Source organism: Bacteroidota bacterium (genome assembly GCA_016195025.1).
In the GTDB taxonomy this organism is placed as follows: Bacteria; Bacteroidota; Bacteroidia; order Palsa-948; family Palsa-948; genus Palsa-948.
Map to the genome: position 1 here is coordinate 1 of JACQAL010000041.1, position 21,742 is coordinate 21,742.

Annotated in this window: 13 protein-coding genes and 1 tRNA gene; 4 read left to right on the forward strand and 10 right to left on the reverse strand. The window is 40.2% G+C overall.

Going from position 1 to position 21,742, the window contains the following annotated elements; genetic code table 11:
• Positions 1-89 precede the first annotated feature (89 nt).
• The 9 genes from cas4 to HY063_08370 all read right to left on the reverse strand — a co-directional run bounded on the left by cas4 (position 90) and on the right by HY063_08370 (position 6,990).
• A complete protein-coding gene (gene cas4, locus HY063_08330) occupies positions 90-896 on the reverse strand; it encodes a CRISPR-associated protein Cas4 (GenBank protein MBI3501788.1) in 807 nt (268 codons plus the stop codon).
• A gap of 4 nt (positions 897-900) precedes the next feature.
• Positions 901-2,304, reverse strand: coding sequence for a hypothetical protein (locus HY063_08335; GenBank protein ID MBI3501789.1), 1,404 nt, complete (start codon positions 2,302-2,304; stop codon positions 901-903).
• 240 nt (positions 2,305-2,544) lie between these two features.
• On the reverse strand, positions 2,545-3,471 hold the full coding sequence (locus HY063_08340) for a site-specific integrase (GenBank protein MBI3501790.1): 927 nt from the start codon (positions 3,469-3,471) through the stop codon (positions 2,545-2,547).
• A 218-nt stretch (positions 3,472-3,689) separates the two neighbouring features.
• Positions 3,690-4,004, reverse strand: coding sequence for a sigma-70 region 4 domain-containing protein (locus HY063_08345; GenBank protein MBI3501791.1), 315 nt, complete (start codon positions 4,002-4,004; stop codon positions 3,690-3,692).
• Entirely contained in the window at positions 4,001-4,573 is a 573-nt protein-coding gene (locus tag HY063_08350; protein MBI3501792.1) for a hypothetical protein, read from the reverse strand. Before HY063_08350 ends, HY063_08345 begins: the two co-directional genes overlap by 4 nt.
• Positions 4,574-4,635: 62 nt before the next feature.
• A complete protein-coding gene (locus HY063_08355; GenBank protein MBI3501793.1) occupies positions 4,636-5,064 on the reverse strand; it encodes a hypothetical protein in 429 nt (142 codons plus the stop codon).
• A gap of 29 nt (positions 5,065-5,093) precedes the next feature.
• Entirely contained in the window at positions 5,094-5,270 is a 177-nt protein-coding gene (locus tag HY063_08360; GenBank protein ID MBI3501794.1) for a hypothetical protein, read from the reverse strand.
• Positions 5,271-5,541: 271 nt separating this feature from the next.
• Complete coding sequence (locus HY063_08365; GenBank protein ID MBI3501795.1) at positions 5,542-6,738, reverse strand: site-specific integrase; 1,197 nt, start codon at positions 6,736-6,738, stop codon at positions 5,542-5,544.
• 179 nt (positions 6,739-6,917) lie between these two features.
• Positions 6,918-6,990, reverse strand: a tRNA-Gln gene (locus tag HY063_08370).
• A 104-nt stretch (positions 6,991-7,094) separates the two neighbouring features.
• Here HY063_08370 and HY063_08375 point away from each other — a divergent pair.
• The 3 genes from HY063_08375 (at position 7,095) to HY063_08385 (ending at position 17,982) form a co-directional block, all read left to right on the forward strand.
• Positions 7,095-10,364, forward strand: coding sequence for a DUF2723 domain-containing protein (locus tag HY063_08375; protein MBI3501796.1), 3,270 nt, complete (start codon positions 7,095-7,097; stop codon positions 10,362-10,364).
• A gap of 9 nt (positions 10,365-10,373) precedes the next feature.
• Complete coding sequence (locus tag HY063_08380; GenBank protein MBI3501797.1) at positions 10,374-11,036, forward strand: polysaccharide deacetylase family protein; 663 nt, start codon at positions 10,374-10,376, stop codon at positions 11,034-11,036.
• A gap of 79 nt (positions 11,037-11,115) precedes the next feature.
• Positions 11,116-17,982, forward strand: coding sequence for a gliding motility-associated C-terminal domain-containing protein (locus HY063_08385; GenBank protein ID MBI3501798.1), 6,867 nt, complete (start codon positions 11,116-11,118; stop codon positions 17,980-17,982).
• Here the strand turns inward: HY063_08385 and HY063_08390 are convergent, their stop codons facing one another.
• The gene (locus HY063_08390) at positions 17,983-19,257 is read right to left on the reverse strand and encodes an insulinase family protein (protein MBI3501799.1); all 1,275 of its coding nucleotides are present in this window, start codon (positions 19,255-19,257) and stop codon (positions 17,983-17,985) included.
• A gap of 109 nt (positions 19,258-19,366) precedes the next feature.
• Here HY063_08390 and HY063_08395 point away from each other — a divergent pair, with 109 nt between their 5' ends.
• Positions 19,367-21,742, forward strand: a complete 2,376-nt coding sequence (locus HY063_08395; protein ID MBI3501800.1) for a 3-hydroxyacyl-CoA dehydrogenase/enoyl-CoA hydratase family protein — start codon at positions 19,367-19,369, stop codon at positions 21,740-21,742.

Here is a 21,742-nt window from a genome sequence, read left to right on the forward strand (position 1 = left end):
AATGATGATGTAGTGTTAATGTTCGGTAATAACTCGCCACGAGTTATTCTGAACATTAATACTGTTGCTCTAAAACAAAAAATGTAACTTTAAACTCTAAACCAAAAATCGCCTTGTTGCGCTAAGGCCTTGAATGCACCCCAGTTAATATTCTTCCTGGTTTGATTTTCATAAGCTAAAGCGTATCCTGCACACGTCAATTGATATTTCATTTCAAACTTTTCACCAGTTTTAATGTCACCCACTATTGCAAATTCTGGTATCATAAAATCAGGTGTGGTTTGCTCGCTAATACCAATCTCTAGGGTATTTGGTTTGAGAGCCTCCTCAATTTTGACATCCGAAACATCTATATACCGAGATTGATTTAATATTGAATGTATCAACCTTGCTGCCAATTCGGCTCTACCCGCACTATTCAGTATCTTTAACAGCCATTTTGTATCGCCCTCCTTAGAACGATAAGAAGTAAGTTCAAGCTTGAGCAGTTCTTCAATAGCGGATTTTTCAGCATTAAAATATTCCTCGCTAAATTTTTTGCCGTCAGTATTTACCCCCTCATACTTTTTTTTATTAAAATCCACTGCGTAATCGTTGAGCTTATAAAAAAATCCTTCTGCAAATGTTCCAGTACGCCTGCCCCAATTTGTTGTGTCTTTAGCTTTAACCGCATTTGACCCCTTTTTAAAGTATAAGTCTCTTCTAGTCGGACAAATCCTATCGGCTATATTGCCAACTGATAAGGATTTAACCTTTTTCTCTTTCAATATATTGCTAAATTCTCCCGTTAAAAAGGAAAATTCGCCACTATATCCCCGATGAGTGATTCCATCAATAAAATCTGTTATTGATTCATCCGGGCGCGACAGATTCCACTTTGTGATTACTTCAAGCAAGTAATTATTTTTTTAATATTATAATATACTCGTTCTTTATAAGACCTCCTGTCCCATGCCTATTACTCATCATGCTTCTTTGTCTAATCCTATCTTTTAAAGTAACCACTTCATTAAATCCTAAACTTTCAGCTAAATCAGTAAGCAGGCGATAAGTTTTTGTTTGTTTACCAAGAACAATATTGTCTCCCATAATAAATATTGCATAGCCGCCTTTTTTCAAAACTCTGAATAATTCAATCAGAACTAGTTTCATATTTTCAAAATACTTGCTAACCATCACTCCTCTTCTTGCAGATTTACCATGAGCATACTTAACCAATGCATCTATTGACCTGATTTTAAAATGATCTATTGCAATGCTTTCTCCAAACATTTCCGAACCAACGGTAGCTTTTTCAAATACTGACAACTCGTTGTTAGAATAACCAAGCCACAATAATTCCAATTTGGTTGACCGAATATATTTTTGTGCGGTGAGATAAGGCGGTGAAGTAAGCACTAAACCTATACTTCCATTTGGCATTTTCTTAGCTCTGTCACTCTTGATATGGACAGACCCATTAGTAGAATATCTTATTGCTCTCGCATCATCCCAAATAATTTTTGCTTTAAGGTCATCGTGTTTAATTTCATCGATGAAATTAAGAATAGTCAACTTACTATTTTCCGATACTATTCTTTCAAAAAGTTGCCATACATCCGGCTTCTCAATATAACGCAAATATTTTTTTAATTTTTTATACTGACTTACATTGCGTTTATATTTATAAAGCTTTAAAAATACAGGAGGCGGAATATTAGGGTCTGCCTTAGATACCTTTCTAATTACTTTTGAAAAACATAACAAGAAAAAATCCTTATAATCTTGAGAAATATCTACTTTATTAAGTACATGTTTTAGTTTTGATAATTGATAAATTGCACTTCTTGAAAACCATAATCTGCTATTAATAAAATTATGTGTTATAAAACTTCCAGGTTTAGTATTGTGGTAAATCCTATCAATCAATAAAAGTGATTCGTTTAATTTTCTATTATCCAGTGGCGTGGTTTTTACTTTTGATATTAACCTTGCTAGTGGATTTATTTCAACACCAACAGCTGACCTTCTAACGAAAGGATTTATTATTGATTCTAATAATATTGTTCCGCTTCCTGCAAAAGGGTCAAGAACATTTCCTTTGTGGGATTCAAAATCTTTTAATGATAAAAGATAAAATGCAATATGAGGAGAAACTCTTCCGGGATAAGCATGTATATAGTGTATAGATTTATCTCTATACGCATATCCATTTAACGATTGCCTTGTGTTTTTTCTAAAATCAAAATAAACAGGATTTTTTCCCTGTCTTATATATTGCTTCGATAAATTTTTTAACTGGTATTCTCTAACTATATCAGACATGATACAAACAATTAATATATTTCAGAAAATACACTTGATAAAAAGGGCAAATACATCCACCATAATCAGATGATATTTTGCCCGTCCGAGAGCGAAGTTAAGAGAAAAATGAAAACAGAAGATTTATACATATTCCCCCTAATATTTCTTTAAGTAGCATTAAAAATTCAACTCGTTTCATAATCCCGTAAACATTTTCACAGATTAAACACTTTCATCTTGACATTAAGCCCCCAAAACCTACGTAATTTTAAAAGAAGAAAATGTTTGATAATAGTTAGGGAGCTGCTTCTCCATTTCTATATCATCATTATATGTCTGAAGCATCTCAAGAGATTTATGGCGGGTAAAATTTGCAACTGTAAGTAAATTTCCATTATATGCTTTTATTAATTCAGTAGTGAAGAAATGACGGAAGCCGTGTGTAGATTTGCGTATGGCAAGTTCTTTCAACATGTTTCCGACAACGAAGCGAATACCGCGTGTACTGATTCCTTTGTTGAAATTGCTGAAGCTGTAGCTTAATATCAGCACACCGTCTTTTAATTTGTGCAATTGTAAATACTCTTTTGTTGCATGGACTGTGAATGGATGAAGGTGAATTTTATCTTTATCTTCTTGTCCCTTCCCAAGTATATATGCAATGGAATGTATTAAATCAATATCACCAATTTCAAGACGAGAAATTTCTATTTCCCGAAGACCTTGAATTGCAAGCAAGCAAAATAGAACTTTAAGACGGGAATTTTCTTTGTTAATAGGAAGAGATAACAGGTGTTTATGAATCACCATAGCTTCATCAGGGGAAATCCCAAATTTTTTATGCCTTTTCCCCTGCTTGAATCCTTTAATATTGGCTGTTATGTCTGTTGGTATTAATCCTCTCTTAAATAACTCACGCAAAAATATTCTTGCAACAGCAAGATATTTATTCTTTGTGGATAGTTTAATGTCTATCCTTTTTTCCAAATGACGTTTAAAATGCAAGAACGTATCAGGAGTTATTTCTTTACCACCCAAATATTCTAAAAACATTCCGATACGGGATTTATAATCCTTTCGGGTGTTTTCATCAGCATCAATAAGATCAAGTATTTCCTCTGCCTTTTTTTTCAATTCACCTGCTGGCAGAGAAACTGGAACTATGGTTGAATTATTAATTATCATTAACCTTCTATTGTCGTCTTTTTCAAGGACGATTGTCCAAATGCTTTTTTTGTATCGTTTATTCGGATCTATTGGACATTCGTTTTTGTCCTTTGTCCAATTGTTTTAATTGCGGCTAGTTATTTTTTAGTTTCAATACAATGAACAAGTATCAAAATTTGCTCGTCCCAGCGTCCCAGACGTACCATTTACTCTGATTTTTAAGTTTTGTCCAATCCTTACATAAATTGTCCCGCTTTCTTTGCAGGATAGCCAAATATGAAATAAAATAAAAAAATCAGAATTAAAATATTTACTGCAACTATGAGCCATTGTCCCGGGGAGTTTTTAGCAACATTATTTGCAGGATTAGCAAGTGATTTTTTATCATCTGAATAATTTTCTTCTTCAATAGTTTCCCGGCTGTCTTCCATTTCTTTTGCAAGAGATATTTTTCTTGCGACTGAAGATTTTGGAATGCCTGTTTTTTGGCTGATCTCCCGTAAAGAAAATCCATCCTCATGCAGTTTTACTATTTCCTCTTGTTCATTCATGCCGCTTTTCTTTTGCAAAATGGAAAGTGATTTTCATCAGAAAGATAATTGCCGCACGTGGCTTTTACCTCATCACTAGAAAGTTCTTTCCGCGATAATAATTTTAAAGCAACTTTAGCAGCAGCAGCGCAAATGTTTTTGTTGGTGCTGCCATCCGGTCGGGTAAACAACTCTTCTGCTTTCGTCAAAAAAAGTTTTCTGTATAACCGCTGTTGTTTGGGGCTTTCAGAAAGGATACTGATTAATTGAGTTGCCAAATCGAAGTCATATTGAGATCCTCTGCTATTCTCTGTACCGGTAAACTTTTTTTCCGCACAAAAGCCGGCATACAAAACGGTGAGAAAATTTTCCAATCTATTTTTTTGGAATGGAGTTGTAAGACATCTCTCCGGAGTTTTAATAAACCAAATTGAATTTGCAAACTGTTCAGAAATCCGAACTTCGCCATTAGAAAAATATTTTTTCTCTATATTAACAGAATCAAATGGGACATTTAACAAAAGAGAAGAAACAGCATGCCCGCTTTCATGAAACGCTGTGCTTACCGTACTCTTGTTTTCGCAAAACATTGAATGGCTTTTCTTTTAGAATTGAATGGATCGAAATAAAGGAACATTAAAAACTTGTTTTCTTACTCAAAGTCATTTTCGCGAACTTTTCGTTTCAATGACGTATATTCTCCAATGGGGTTTTTGAAAATTTGGTACAACGACATTTTACTTGTATTGTTAAATGTTTTTTTTACTTCATCAGCAGGACAAAAATAATGTAGTTTGTCTGTAAAAATGCATTCACGTCCGGCATTTCTTTCCCATTTATGATGATTGCCTGAAGAGCGAACGAAGCACTCTCCAATGAATGAGCTGAGTAAATTTATTGTCCCGTCAGATAATTGCCCATTTCTACTCGGACATTTTTGGAGAAAGGAGATGTAACTATCGGCAGTAAGAATTCCAGCACTATCAAAATCTACCGGACGCTCATAGAAATATTCTAATAGCTCTTTTCCTCGGGATGCCCAAGGTTCTTTTAATTTTTCTATCTGTAATAGTTTTTTCATGGTAAATAATTTTTAATTGTTATTGTTGTTTATTCGCTTTGTCCAGATTCAGAAATTGGATTATCTCTTTCGCCCCGTTCGGCAATTTGTTTGACTACTTCCTTGATGAAAGAAATATCTTCCACCAATTCCAGTAATGTTGTTTGAGGAATTAAGTAATACTTCTGATTAATTTTTACTTTAACTGCGGTGAATTTTTTTTTCATGGTTAAGCGTTTTTGGGATTAGTATTTTTCTTCAGCAACAAATGTCATGAACGGATTCCATTGGAAAATTCAAAAAGCCTAATTTGTTTGCTATTTATTTATCACACTTTTTTTGCATGCGATTTTGCCATGTACGGAGAGCAAAGAGATAAAATAAAGAAATATCTTAATAAATTAGAAACATATGATAGACATATCTGGATAGGGTGAAGATTTGTATATCCAGCATTTTACTTACAAAACGCTCAGCTAATATTTGGTGGGCTATATTTTATTCCCAGTCTATTTTTAGTAGCCCATGTTCCACCATTTCTTTGTTAAGGTGAACGTATCGCATTGTTGTTTTAATATCTGAATGCTGCATAAGTGCCATTAATTTAAATGGTGCAATTTTCCCTGCAAGTATCGTCCCGAATGTATGACGGGCATACTCAAAAGTTAAGTTCATTTTTAATCCGCACGACAACGCTATACCCTTCAAGTTTTCATTAATATAACTTTCTGATAATTTTGGAAAAACTAACTCTTTATTCACATCATAATATTTTATTAAAATTATTTCTGGTCTTGAATACTTTGTCTCTTTTTCTGGAAATAACTTACTGAGTGGAAGTAAGGCGTGTTTCTTGGGTTTGTAAGTAATAAAATCCAAAATGAAATTTTCACCGTCCTTTCTTACATCTTTTGGCGATAGACGAGTTGCATCAGAAATACGAAGTCCGGTATAACAAGCAAATAAAAACATATCTCGCACAATAGATATTTTACTCTCAACCATACTTAAATCCAAAGCTTCGACACTGCGAATATCTTCAATAGTTAAAACCTCCATCTTTCTAGCCGGTATCTTTATTTTGATCCCGTTGCATGGATTGGGTTTTAGATAAATCCCTTTTCGTATGGCAACATTAATATTTCGTCTGATGTTTCGCTTGCATTTGTCTATGGTCGCAGGAGCTTTAATATCTTTTCTCAAATAATTCATGAATCCATCCATAAATGAATAAGAAAGATCTGAAAACATAATCTCTTTGTCATTGTTATAACTTTTAAACTTTACCATCGTGTTTCTGTGACTTACTTTTGTTTTTTCAGAAATTGAAAAATCATTTTCCATTTCAGTTTTTACAAAACCGGAAAATGAAAGCATTACATCTTCATCGTTACGGTACAACTCATTCAATCGAGTAAGTGAAATTGTTTCGTTCCGTTTAAAAAAAAGAGTTGCAATTCCGTCAAGTTTTTTCCACTCGTTTTTTATTTTTTGATTCAGGGTTACACTCTCCGGATGAATATCTTTAACGGAATTATGCTTTCCATCCCAGTGATTCGGTTGAACAAGAACTCCAGTAGAAAAATATTTTCTCTTTCTATGGAAGTAAGCAACGATTTCAACAGGAGCTTCCTTTCTATCGTTAAGTGTTTTTTTTCTGTTGTGAATAATTGAAAGTTGTATTTCTTTTTTCATAGGGTAAAGTATTTTGTGTTCCTTATGAATTACAAGGAACACATTAGGAACAAAAATATAAGTAAAAAAGGTAAACTACCCTAGGAAGATACCAGCAACGTACTAACAAAATAGCTATGAGATTCTTTACTTCTCATAGCTAAATGTGGGATTTGGTTGGATTTGTTTTACTACTTATGTTGGCCCGCCTGGGGTCGAACCAGGACTCTTCTGAACCAAAATCAGACGTGTTGCCAGTTACACCACGGGCCAAAGGGACGCAAAAATAAAAATAATACTCAAAGTTAAAGTTTGTTAAAGCAATTCTCAGGGAAAAATATTTTATACATTCGCCCGTTCAATTCTAAAATTTCCCTGTGGAACAAAAATATCAGAAGTTCAATAACATTCTCGGCTGGCTAATTTTCATTGCTGCATCTATTGTTTATCTCTCCACTATTGAACCCACCGCGAGTTTTTGGGATTGCGGTGAATACATCGCGTGTTCCTATAAATTAGAAGTCGGTCATCCTCCGGGCGCTCCACTTTTTATTTTGCTCGGAAGAATTTTTTCTCTTCTCTCTTTTGGAGATGTAAGTAAAGTTCCCTACATGGTGAATACGATGTCCGGCTTAATGAGCGCTGGAACAATTTTATTTTTATTCTGGACAATTACGGCTTTTACAAAAAGAATTATTGCCAATACTGCTGAAGAAATAACCGATGGAAAAATATTTGCTATTCTCGGAAGCGGATTAGTTGGTGCAATGGCGTATTGCTTTTCCGATTCATTTTGGTTTTCAGCCGTGGAAGGTGAAGTATACGCCTCTTCTTCATTTTTCACAGCAGTAATTTTTTGGGCAGTGCTTAAATGGGAAACAGTTGCAGACGAACCGCGTTCTGACCGCTGGATAATTTTAGTTTTCTTTTTGCTCGGGCTTGCCATCGGAGTTCATCTTCTCGGAATTCTTGTAATTCCTCCGCTGGTTTTTGTTTACTATTTCAAAAAATATAAAGTCACAAGAAAAAGTTTCATCATTGCCGGAATTATTTCTGTCGGAGTTTTAGGAATAGTTCAAAGCATAATAATTCCCTGGGTGGTTGAACTTTCTGCCAAGTTTGAATTATTGTTTGTGAATTCATTCGGACTTCCTTTCAACTCGGGAACCATAATTTATTTCATTGCTCTCATCGGAGCAATTTATTGGGGATTGCGCTATACGCAGAAGAAGAAAAAAGTTTTTTGGAACACCATGATTCTTTGCTTCACCGCACTGCTCATTGGCTATTCTTCTTTCTTCGTTCTCATCATTCGTTCCAAAGCAAATCCTCCTATTGATGAAAATAATCCGGAGAATGCAATTTCACTTCTCTCGTATCTGAAGCGCGAGCAGTATGGCGACTGGCCCATTCTTTACGGACAATATTTCAATGCTCCGCTCTACTATGGAAAAGATGTTGACCCGAATGCCGAACCGCTTTATAGCATTGACCGCGATGACCCCACTCCGCATTATGTGGATGGCGACCCGGTTTATGACCGCGATGAGAAGGCGGGAAAATATGTGGTGGTGGATGACCGCAAAGATTCCAAACCGAATTATGATAAACGCTTCTGCACTTTTTTTCCGCGTATGTGGAGCCAGCAAAGCAACCATGAGCGCGCATACAAAACATGGGCGGATATAAAAGGAATTCCCATCGCAATCAGAAATCCAAGTACGGGTGAGCCGGAAACGCTGATGAAGCCAACCTTTTGGGAAAACCTAAAATATTTTTGGAGTTACCAGGTAGTGCACATGTATTTGCGATACTTCATGTGGAATTACGCGGGAAGGCAAAACGATGTGCAGGGCCACGGCATTGAATATTCCAGCCGCATAGAAGGCAACTGGATTAGCGGAATTTCTTTTCTGGATGAACTTCGTTTGGGTCCGCAGGATAAATTGCCTGAAAGCGTTTCGCAAAGCAAAGCCAATAACAAACTTTATTTTCTTCCGCTTCTTCTCGGATTAATCGGGTTGCTTTATCACTATAAAAAAGATAAAGAGAACTGGTTTGTTGTGATGTTATTATTTTTACTTACAGGAATTGCCATTGTAATTTATCTGAATCAATATCCGTATCAGCCGCGCGAACGTGATTACGCCTATGCGGGCTCTACGTATGCTTTCGCCATCTGGATTGGAATGGGAGTTGCCGCCATCTGGGAATTTCTCGGAAAGAAAATGCAGAATGAAAAATTGCGCGCAATACTTACAACTTCACTTTGTTTTCTTCTTGTTCCTGTTATCATGGGAAAGGAAGAATGGAATGACCATAGCCGCGCGAGAAGATATACATGCAGAGATTTTGCTGCCGACTATTTAAACTCCTGTGCGCCCAACGCAATTCTTTTCACCAATGGCGATAACGATACATTTCCGCTCTGGTACGTGCAGGAAGTGGAAGGCATCCGCACCGATGTGCGTGTAATAAATCTTTCGCTGGCAAACACCGATTGGTACATTGCGCAGTTGCGAAGAAAACAATACGATTCGGATGTGATTCCGCTTTTGCTTGACCAAAGCAAATACGCGCAGGGTAACCGCGATTTTGTTCCCATTCGTTCGCGCCCCGAACTCAAAGACCAGTTTGTGAATTTGAAAGAAATGGTAACGCTGGTGGGAAGCGAAGATGCGCGCGCAAAAATTTCGTGGGGAGAAAAACCAATTAATTATTTGCCGACTACAAAATTCCGTTTGCCCGTTGACTCTTCAAACTTTTTGAAAACGCTTCAGAAAAAAATTGATAATCCCGCTACGCAAAATCCGAAAAATGATTCTTCGCTCACAAAAGAAATTTCCGGTTCCACTATTGCCCGCCATCCAAAAATTCTTCCCGCCATTGAATGGGACATGGGCAAGAAAGGATATATAATGAAAAATGATTTGCTCGTGCTCGACATTCTTGCGGCAAACAATTGGACTCGTCCGGTTTATTTTGCAGTTACGGTTGGACCTGATGCCTTTGTCGGACTTGAAAAATATTTTCAGATTGAAGGGCTCGCTTATCGGATTGTTCCCTATGAATTGCCTTCGGGCGGACAGCCGCGCGTTGCCACCGATTTGATGTACGAAAATATTGTGGACAAATCAAAATGGGGTGGCCTTGATAAAAATGAAGTGTGGATGGATGAAAACAATATTCGCATGGCGCTCACTATGCGGATGCAAATGCGCACGCTCGCCTTGTCACTCGTTCAGGAAGGAAAAAAAGATGCAGCGCTCAAAGTTTTGAGAAAAGAATTAGAAGTTCTTCCCGAAAAGAATGTACCTTATTATTGGGACCCGATTACTTATACTTATTATTTGATTCAGGCATTTTACATGGCAGATGGAAAAGAAGATGCAATAAAACTTTCAAAAAGATTTTTTGACATCATGGAAGAAGATACTGAATATGCATTGTCTGTCCGCAAGAAAGAACCCACTGCATTGCAGCCCTACCTCGATGACCGGCTTGACATGATGCAGCAATTAATTTCAGATGCGCACCGCTTTACTGCCGATGCCCATGCGAAAGAACTGGAAGAGCGTTTCAAAAAATATGAATCGCTCATTACGCAAAGTCCCGAGCAAAAACAAATGCCGCACAGGCGCAGATAATTTTTCTGAATGTATTCTGTTCGTCCGAATTGGCTGATGAGAAAATTATATCCGTCAGCTGTTTGGCGCATTCCCACCAAAGAGAAAAAAATTTTTCTCACGTTTGATGATGGTCCCGTTCCTGAAATTACTCCATGGGTTCTTTCCACACTGAAACAATTTAATGCTAAAGCAACTTTTTTTTGCGTGGGAGAAAATGTTGAAAAGCATCCGGAAGTTTTCCGGCAAATAATTTCAGAAGGACATTCCATTGGTAATCATACTTACAATCATCTTAACGGCTGGAAAACAAAAAAAGAAAATTATTTAGAGAACATCGAAAGATGTAATAGAATTATCAAGTCCCAAATTCCAAGTACCAAGGCGCAAGAAAAAAAATTATTCAGACCACCGTATGGAAGAATAAAAAACTCTCAATTCTCAATCCTCAATTCTCAATACTCAGTAGTGATGTGGGATGTGCTGAGCGGTGATTTTGATGCAACTACTTCCGAAGAAAAATGTTTGAAGAATGTTTTAACTAAAACAAGAGAGGGTTCTATCGTAGTTTTTCACGACAGCATGAAGGCAAAGAGAAATTTATTTTACACTCTTCCAAAATTTCTAACATGCTTTTTTGAAAACGGATACCAATTCAAGCATCTAAATTCATCGGACTTTTGCCGGCAGTAATCGAAAATAGTTGCATTCAAATAAAATAAAGACATACATTTGCCCTTCTTATTTTGAAATTAATTTTTTGATGAACTTATTGAAAAAAATTTTACTGCTTGTTTTTTTTCTTCCCGGATTTCTTTTCTCCCAGATAAATTCATATCCTTTCCTCGACAAAAATCTTCAGCCGATTCACATTCAACCGCCAACTAAAAAGTGCGAATACAAAATGGATGCAGGCGCTGAAGAATGGTGGCAAATTAACAAGTTGGTGAAAGATTCACTTTCAACACTTGCCTGCATGCCTCCCAATCCAACCAGTATTAATTGCGGACAAGTTATCTCTTTTAATCTTACTGCAACCGGATATGTTGGAGGAAATCCTACGAGTGGAAATGCCGGTTGCAATCCATGCTGCTACACCGGCTCGGATTTGGATTGTGATGGAGTGCAGGACGTTCCTTTCTCGGTAGAAAATTCACAATGGTTTAAGTATTGCAATAATGTTTGCTCATCGCAGACAGTAACCGTTTGTGCCGATGAACCCGGCACTGGTAATCAATGCAACATTCAGGGCGCCTGCTGGGTTGGTTCCACTTTTAATTCTACTACGCTGGAGTGTAGTAATCCACAATATCAATATTACGATAGCAATCCCGGTGGCGCTGCTGATGGGTGGTGTTTTAGCGGTGTAGTGATTCCGCAAGGTCAATGTGTTTATTTTATGGTGGATGGATACGCAGGTTCTACTTGCAATTCGGTGAGTGTTTCTGTTACTTGTCAATGCCCTTGCGTTACTCCGACTGTTACTTCTACTCAGAATAATATTAACTGCAACGGACAATGCACCGGTACTGCAACTGCGAGTGGTTCCGGGGCAACGGCACCGTATACGTATTCATGGAGCAGCGGGCAAACTACTTCTGCGGTAACAGGGCTTTGTGCCGGAACTTTTTCCGTAACTGTTACCGATGCCAACGGATGTTCAAAAACACAAACCATTACCATCACGCAACCCGCAGTTCTCACCGCCTCGGTTACCGGAACAAATCCCAACTGCAACGGTGGAACAGGAAGTGCCTGTGTAACAGCAGGAGGCGGAACTCCGAATTACACGTATGCATGGAATCCCAGCGGAGGAAATTCTTCCTGCGCTACAAATCTCTCCGCTGGAAATTACACAGTCACTGTCACCGATTCGAAAGGGTGTACGAAAACCGCAACGGTCAGCATCACTGCGCCTCCATTGCTAACGGCAAGCATCGGTTCATCCACTTCTATTAATTGCAATGGCTCTTGTACAGGAAGTGCATCTGTTTCCGCAGGAGGCGGAACTCCTGCTTATACATATTCCTGGAATCCGAGCGGAGGAAATTCTTCTTCAGCCACCGGACTCTGCGCGGGAAATTATACTGTCACAGTTACAGATTCAAAAGGCTGTACGAAAACTGCAACCGTCAGCATTGCACAGCCAACTACTCTTACTGCAAGCATTGGTTCATCCACTTCAGTGAATTGCAACGGTGCCTGCACAGGAACTGCATCGGCTACGGCAGGCGGAGGAAGCCCCGCATACACTTATGCATGGAGCCCGAGCGGAGGAAATTCTTCTTCCGCCACAGGATTATGCGCAGGAAATTACACCGTCACAGTTACTGATTCAAAGGGCTGCACGAAAACAGCAAGCGTAAGCATCACGCAACCCGCTGCGCTTACTTCTACTGCCACTTCCACAAATCCAAACTGCAACGGAGGAACAGGAAGTGCAACCATCACTGCAGGCGGAGGAAACCCTTCTTATACTTATTCGTGGAATCCAAGCGGAGGAAGTTCATCCACTGCCACAGGACTTTCAGCAGGAAATTATACAGTGACAGTTACCGATTCGAAGGGATGTACAAAAACTGCAACCGTAAATATTACTGTACCTGCTGCACTCACTGCATCTTCAACTTCCACTAATCCGAATTGCAACGGAGGAACCGGAAGTGCCTGCGTAACTGCTGGCGGAGGAACTCCCGCCTATACTTATGCATGGAGCCCGAGCGGGGGAAATTCTTCCTGCGCCACGGGTTTGTCGGCAGGAAATTATACGGTGACGGTAACAGATTCGAAAGGATGTACAAAAACTTCTACCATCAGCGTAACGCAGCCCGCAATTCTTACCGCTTCCATTTCTTCTACCACAAACCCGAATTGCAATACCGGAACCGGAAGCGCCTGCGTTTCTGCCGGAGGCGGAACTCCGAATTATACTTACGCTTGGAACCCGAGCGGAGGAAATTCTTCCTGCGCCACAGGATTATCGGCAGGAAATTATACGGTGACGGTAACAGATGCAAACGGCTGCACAAAAACTTCCACCGTCAGCATTACCCAGCCGGCTGCACTCAGTGTTTCGGTTACAACCAGCACCGCCACCTGCGGAAATAATAACGGAAGCGCATCGGCAACTGTTTCGGGAGGAAATCCCACTTATACCTATTCATGGAGTAACGGGCAAACAACTACAAACGCAACAGGGCTCACTGCCGGAACTTACACACTCACCGTTACCGATGCAAGCGGCTGCACAAAAACTGCGCTTGCGAATATTTCAAACACCGGCTCGCCCACTGCTAATATTTCTCCGGTTGTAAATGTTTCGTGCAACGGAGGAAGCAACGGCTCGGCAACTGTAAATGTAACTTCTGGAACTTCGCCATTCACTTATTTGTGGAACAGCGGGCAAACTACTTCAACCGTTACAGGATTATCGGCAGGAAATTATCAGGTCACAGTTACAGATGGCTTAGGATGTGTTGTGATTGTGACGGTAACCATTACGCAGCCCGCAGCACTTTCAACTACAGTTACTCCCACGCAAGTAAGTTGCAACGGAGGCAATAACGGAAGCGCAACAATTAATGTAAGCGGTGGAACTCCTAATTATACATATTCGTGGAATCCGAGCGGGGGTAGTTCATCTACTGCTACGGGATTATTGGCAGGAAATTTTACAGTGACAATCACTGATGGAAACGGATGCACAACAACCGCAACCACTGCCGTCACGCAGCCGAATGCTTTGACCGCGACAATTTCTTCCGCATCCGTGATCTGCAATGGAGGAAACAACGGAAGCGCATCAGTTACTGCGGGCGGAGGAACTCCGAATTACACTTACGCATGGAATCCAAGCGGAGGAAGTTCTTCTTCTGCCACAGGATTATCTTCGGGAAATTATACGGTAACAATTACCGATGCAAACGGATGCACGAAAACTGCAACGGTAAATATTTCTCAGCCCGCAGCGCTCACGGTTTCTGTTTCAGCAACAACGAATGCCTGCAACAATGGCAATAATGGAAGCGCAACCGTGAATGGAAGCGGAGGAATTCCTTCTTATACATATGTGTGGAACAACGGGCAATCATCACAAACTGCTACCGGGCTTTCTCCGGGAAATTATACAGCCACCGTTACCGATGCAAACGGATGCACTTCATCAGTTGTCGCAACGGTTACCAACAGCGGCATCACAGCAAATATTTCAGGCGCAACAACTATTTGCAGCGGAACGAATGTAACGCTCACCGCATCGGGAGGAACAAATTATTCGTGGAGCACAACTGCTACAACTTCTTCTATTGTTGTAAGCCCGACCACTACTACAAATTATTCGGTGATTGCTTCGAGCGGAAGTTGTGCCGATACCACATCGGCAACAATTACGGTTGCTCCATCGGTTACCGCAACTGTCACTTCCAACGCTGCAATTTGTATCGGAGATACTATTACGCTTACGGCATCGGGTGGAGGAAATTATTCCTGGAGCAATGGCTCTACTAATTCTTCGATTATGGTTAATCCAACTTCCACAACAAATTATTCTGTGACTGTTTCAAGCGGAAGTTGTTCGGATAATGCTGCAACAACTGTAACAGTAAATCCGCTTCCGACAATAACTATTTCAGGAAACACAACTATTTGTTCAGGCACTTCAGCAACGCTCACTGCATCGGGAGGAAATAATTATTCGTGGAATACGGGAGCGACTACTTCTTCCATCACAATTTCACCCAGTGCAAACACAAGTTACACGGTGAATGTAACCGATGCAAACGGATGTTCGAATGTTGATTCCATAAATATTAAACTTGATTCTGTGACTGCCATTGCGCCTTCGCAGTTCATTTGCAAAGGAGGAACCGCAACGCTCACTGCTTCGGGAGGAAATTCATATTCGTGGAGCACGGGTGCAACCACTTCTTCCATCATCGTTTCGCCAACTATGAATACAAGTTATACTGTAAATGTTTCGGATGGAATTTGCAGCGATACTGCGCTGGTGAATGTGAATGTCATTTCAACTGTGGCTGCCGCTATCAGCGGGCAAGATACCATTTGCGATGGAAGTGTTGTAACTCTTACAGCAACCGGAGGAACAACTTATTCATGGAACACGGGCGCTACAACTTCCACCATTGTAATTTCTCCGAGTTCAACTACAACGTATTCAGTGATTGCATCCATCAGTTCGTGCTATGAAGACACTTCATTCACTGTAACTGTTCTTCCTTCGCCATTGGCATCGGCATCTTCTCCTTCTACAATTTGTTTGGGAGGAAGCGCAACGCTTACTGCATCGGGCGGAGGAACTTATTCCTGGAGCAACGGTTCGACAACTTCTTCCATTGTTGTCACTCCGACTACAACTACAAATTATACAGTAACTGTTGCGAGCGCGAACGGATGCACCGATACTGCGAGTGTTTTAGTCACTACCACTCCGAATATAAATCCAACCGTAACTCCATTGGCAATCTGCCAGGGCGACAGCGCGCTGCTCACTGCATCGGGCGGTGGAACTTATTCATGGAGCAATGGTGCGACCACTTCTTCTGTATATGTTTCTCCGACAACAACTACTTCTTACACGGTTATGGTTGTGAACGGAGTGTGCACGGCAAGCGCTGTGGCAACTGTTACGGTTACGAGCAGTATTACTGCAACTATCAGCGGGCAAATGTCTGTTTGTCCCGGAGGAAGTACCACTTTATCTGCAATGGGCGGTTCCTCGTTCACGTGGAGTACAGGTGCAACTACTACTTCGATTGTTGTAACTCCGAGCGCGTCTTCAACTTATTCTGTAATTACTTCGAGCAGTTCATGTGCGGATACGGCTTCTGCAACTGTAACGGTGAATCCGAAACCTACTATAAATATTTCAGGACCTGATACTCTTTGCGTGGGTCAACTTGATTCGCTGGTTGCAACCGGAGGAATCAGTTACAACTGGAGCACAGGCGATACGAATGATACCATTCTGATTGCGCCAACAGTTACCACAAATTATTCGTTGACGGTTACGGATGCAAACGGATGTTCGGATACGGCTTCATTCACTGTGATTACACTTCCGAATATTGTTGCCAATGTTACACCTTCTGCAATTTGCCCGGGCGACAGTGCGGTGCTTAGCGCAACAGGCGGGGGAAATTATGTATGGAGTACGGGCGCGACCACTTCTTCGATTGTGGTTTATCCGACTTCAACAACTTCTTATACGGTGAATGTTACGAATGGATTTTGCTCGGCAAGCGCGGTGGCGACCGTTACTGTTACATCGAGCATTGTTGCAATCGTGAGCGGACCAAATTCAATTTGCAGCGGAAGTAATGCAACACTTACTGCATCGGGCGGTTCAGGATTTTCCTGGAGTACGGGACAAACTACCGCTTCAATTTCAGTTTCTCCCACAGCGAACACATCTTATACGGTGACTGTTTTCAGCGGCTCGTGCTCGGATGATACAACAATTACCATAACTGTAAATCCGTTACCAACTGCTGCAATTGCAGGTGCAACCTCAATTTGCGCAGGACAATCAGTAACGCTTACTGCAAGCGGTGGAACAAATTATTCCTGGAGCAATGGACAGACAGGTTCTTCGATTGTGGTTTCTCCGAGTTCAACTTCAAATTATTCGGTGACGGTTACTGATGCGAGCGGTTGTTCAAACGCAACTTCGGCAAGTATTTCTGTTTCCTCTGTAACTGCAAGCATTTCAGGCGCAGCAACTATTTGCGCTGGGCAAAGCGCTACACTCAGTGTATCGGGCGGAACAAATTATTCGTGGAGTAATGGTTCGACAACTTCTTCCATTAATGTAAATCCAAACACCACAACAAATTATTCTGTGATTGTTTCAAACGGAAGCGGATGTTTGGATACAGCAACAACAACCGTAACTGTTTCTTCTCCTCCGGCAGCATCTACAAATGGAAATGCTACAATTTGTTCGGGCGATAATGTAACGCTCACTGCATCGGGAGGAGGAAATTATTCCTGGAGCAACGGGCAGACAACTTCTTCGATTGTTGTAAATCCGGCAGCAAGTTCTTCTTACACTGTATTTGTTTTCGTTGGAAATTGTTCTGACACTGCAACTGCCACTGTAAATGTAAATGCCGGACCAACTGCGAATGCAGGAGCAAGTGTTACTATTAATATAGGAAACAGCACTATGTTGAATGGTTCTGGAGGAGGAACTTATAGTTGGGACCCTGCAACGGGATTAAGTTGTTCGAACTGTCAGAATCCCGTAGCGAATCCGAGCGTAACAACTAATTATTGTTTGTTTGTTACTGATGCAAACGGATGCGATGATTCTGCCTGCGTGACGGTTTATGTGAACTATAGTTTATGCAAGCCGATTTATTTGCCGAATGCTTTTTCCCCGAATGGAGATTTGGCAAACGATGTGCTTTATGTTTACGGCAACTGCATCAAGGAAATGAAACTTATCATCTATGACCGCTGGGGAGAAAAAGTTTACGAAGGAACTGACCCTGCGGAAGGATGGAACGGAGTTTACAACGGAAAAATTGAGGACTCAGCCGTATTTACTTATTATCTTACGTATACGCTTACTAACAAGGAAAGCGGAAGCAAAAAAGGAAATATAAGTTTGGTTCGCTGATTATTTTTTTCCAACCACCAACTCAATCATCTCTTCCTTCTTCAAATATTTATTTGCTAAATGCTGAAGTTGCTGCGGTGTAATTGATTTTATGGTTTCCACATAGCGGTCGTAATAATCGTAGCCGAGGTTGTGAAAATAAATTCCTTTGAAGCGGTCGGCAAGTGCAAAGGGTCCGTCAATGCTCCGCAGAAAAGTTCCGAGCATGTAATTGCGCACTAATGAAAGTTCATCTTCGGGAATAAGTTCGTTTTGAATTCTGTTCAGTTCAAAATAAATTTCCTTGAGCGCATCCTTTGTTACTTCCGCGCCCACCTCGGTTGAAATGGTAAAATATCCTTCGTGAGTGAACGACACCACCGCAGAACCAATGCCGTAGGTATATCCTTTGTCTTCGCGGATGTTTGACATCAGTCGCGAACCAAAATATCCACCGAACACCGTATTCAGCACAAGCATTCCCAAATAATCCTCGTGAGGTTTTGTGAAAAGTATTTTGCCCATTCTAATTGCGGATTGAATTGCGCCTTCTTTTGTAATGACTGTTTCGCCTTTTTGTGTTTTCACTTTTGCAGTTTCCGGTTTCTCATTTCCGGTTTTCAGTATGAAATTGCCAAAATATTTTTCTATCAACTGAAAAGTTTTATCTGTAACATTTCCAGCAGCAACAATAAGTATATCATTTGCCGTATAGAATTTTTTGTAGAAGTTGTATGCATCTTCTCTTTTTAATTTGTTAAAATCTTCTTCGGTTACATTGTGTCCGTACGGAAAATTGTTTCCAAAAAGAAGTTCTGCAAACTTCTTGCGCGCAACCATGCTTACTTTCTGATTATTGACAATGAACTTTTGTTTTTTATTCTGCACATATACTTTCCATTCTTCTTCGGGAAAAATGGAATCGGAAATAATTTCTTCCACTACCGGCAAAACTTTTTCCAAATGTTTGTTGAGAGAATAAATTCCAACCTGCGCAAAGTCGTGCGTAATTTCAGTTTCCAAAAATGCTCCGTAATAATCCACCGTCTCCGCAATTGCTTTGGCGGAATGTTTTGAAGTTCCTTCCTGTAGCATTGAACTTGCAGCCGAGCCAACAAGCGGAGCGGGCTGTTGCCACATTCCTGCGGGAAAAAGAATTTCAATCTTCACCAAATTCTGCGTGCCAGCTTTGATATGATAAACGGGAATATTATTTTTCAAATGAAACTCGGATGCGCGAATGAGTTCGGCTTTTTTAATTTCGTTGATGGCGGGAGCGTGAATTCTATCAATCATTTTCGATACATAAAAATGAATACGAATATACCGAATTAGAAACATTCAGCGCATTTAGAGATTGCCATTTGTTTATCTTTGCTTTCTTTAATTGTGTAATATTTTTTCCATGAACAGAAAAATAAATAAAGTAGCTGTGCTCGGCTCAGGAGTAATGGGAAGCAGAATTGCTTGTCACTTTGCGAATGTTGGTGTTGAGGTTTTGCTTTTGGATATTGTTCCGAAAGACGCTACAGCAGATAAAAAGTCACGCAACAAAATTGTGAACGATGCGCTGGCGTTTGCGCTCAAATCAAATCCTTCTCCGATTTATAAAAAATCTTTTGCGAACCGAATTGCTACAGGTAATTTTGAAGACGACATGCAAAAAATTTCTTCGTGCGATTGGGTGATAGAAGTGGTTGTAGAAAGATTGGATATAAAAAAAATAATTTTCGATCAGGTTGAAAAATTCAGGGAACCTGGAACGCTTATTTCCTCCAACACTTCCGGCATTCCGATTCACTTGATGCTAGAAGGCAGAAGTGAAGATTTTCAGAAACATTTCTGCGGAACGCATTTCTTCAATCCACCGCGCTATTTAAAACTTCTCGAAATAATTCCTACTCCGAAAACGGATAAATCAGTAATTGATTTTTTGATGCACTACGGAGATTTATATCTCGGCAAGACAACTGTTCTCTGCAAAGACACGCCTGCTTTCATCGCCAACCGCGTTGGCGTTTTCGGAATCATGAGTTTGTTTCACCTCGTTGAAAAAATGGGATTGACGGTGGAGGAAGTGGATAAACTTACCGGCCCCGTTTTGGGAAGACCGAAGTCTGCAACATTCAGAACTTGTGATGTAGTTGGATTGGATACGCTCGTTCACGTTGCAAACGGGCTCGCGCAAAATCTTTCGAACGATGAAGCGAAAGAGTATTTCAAACTTCCGGCTTATGTTGCGAAAATGAACGAGAGCAAATGGTATGGAGATAAAACAGGACAAGGATTTTACAAGAAAGTAAAATCTCCAGAGGGAAAATCAGAAATACTTGCACTCGATTTGAAAACTCTCGAATACAAACCTTCGCAAAAAATAAAATTTGCAACGCTGGAGCAAACCAAGCCGATTGAAAATTTAAAAGACAGATTAAAAATTCTCATAGCAGGAAAAGATAAAGCAGGAGATTTTTACCGCGCGTCTTTCTTTGGATTGTTCCAATATGTTTCCAATCGTATTCCGGAAATTTCAGATGAACTCTATAGAATTGATGATGCAATGAAAGCCGGTTTCGGATGGGAATTTGGTCCGTTTGAATATTGGGATGCACTTGGCGTGAAAGAATCGGTGGACGCTATGGAGAAAGTAGGAGTGAAGTGTGCGCAATGGGTTTCTGATTTTATCAAAGCAGGAAACACTTCCTTTTATAAGGTAGAAGGCGGAGTGAAAAAATATTATGACATCCTTTCTAAATCTTTCAAAGCAATTCCTGGCACGGAAGAATATATTTCCCTGGAAATTATCCGATCGACAAAAACGGTTTGGAAAAACTCAGGCGCAACTGTTACAGATATTGGCGATGGAATAATAAATCTTGAATGGAACACAAAAATGAATTCCATAGGCGGAGAAGTGATCGAAGGAATCAACAAAGCAATTGAAATTGCAGAAAAAGATTTTTCCGGACTGGTGATTTCAAACGAAGGAGCAAATTTTTCCGCAGGCGCAAATGTGGGAATGATCTTCATGTTTGCCGTGGAGCAGGAATGGGACGAACTCAACTTCGCCATCAAGGCATTTCAGAATACGATGATGCACATCCGCTACTCGGCAATTCCTGTTGTGGTTGCTCCGCATAGCCTTGCGCTGGGCGGTGCGTGTGAAATGTCAATGCATTCCGATAAAGTTGTCGCGCATGCGGAAACATATATGGGGCTAGTGGAATTCGGAGTGGGATTAATTCCCGGAGGCGGAGGAACAAAAGAATTTGCACTTCGCCTTAGTGATGAGTTGCAAGATGGAGATGTGGAATTAAATAATTTCCGTGACAGATTTCTCACAATAGGACAAGCAAAGGTTGCGACATCTGCTCACGAAGCATTTGATTTAGGTTACCTGAGAAAAGGAAAAGATTTAGTTGTTGTTTCGCGCGCGCGATTGCTGGCAGAAGCAAAAGCAGAATGTTTGGAAATTGCGAAAGAAGGATATTCAAAACCTACCCTACGAAAAGATATCCGCGTGCTGGGAAAACAAGCGCTTGGTTTAGCGTATCTTGGAGCCAACTCCATGCTGAGCGGAAATTATATTTCAGAACACGATGTAAAAATTTCTCAGAAGTTAGCGCATGTGCTTTGCGGTGGAGATTTATCCGCTCCAACATTAGTGAGTGAACAATATTTATTAGATTTAGAGAGGGAAGCGTTTTTAAGTTTAGCAGGAGAAAAGAAAACTTTAGAGCGCATTCAAAGTATTTTAACCGGAGGAAAAGTTTTAAGAAATTAA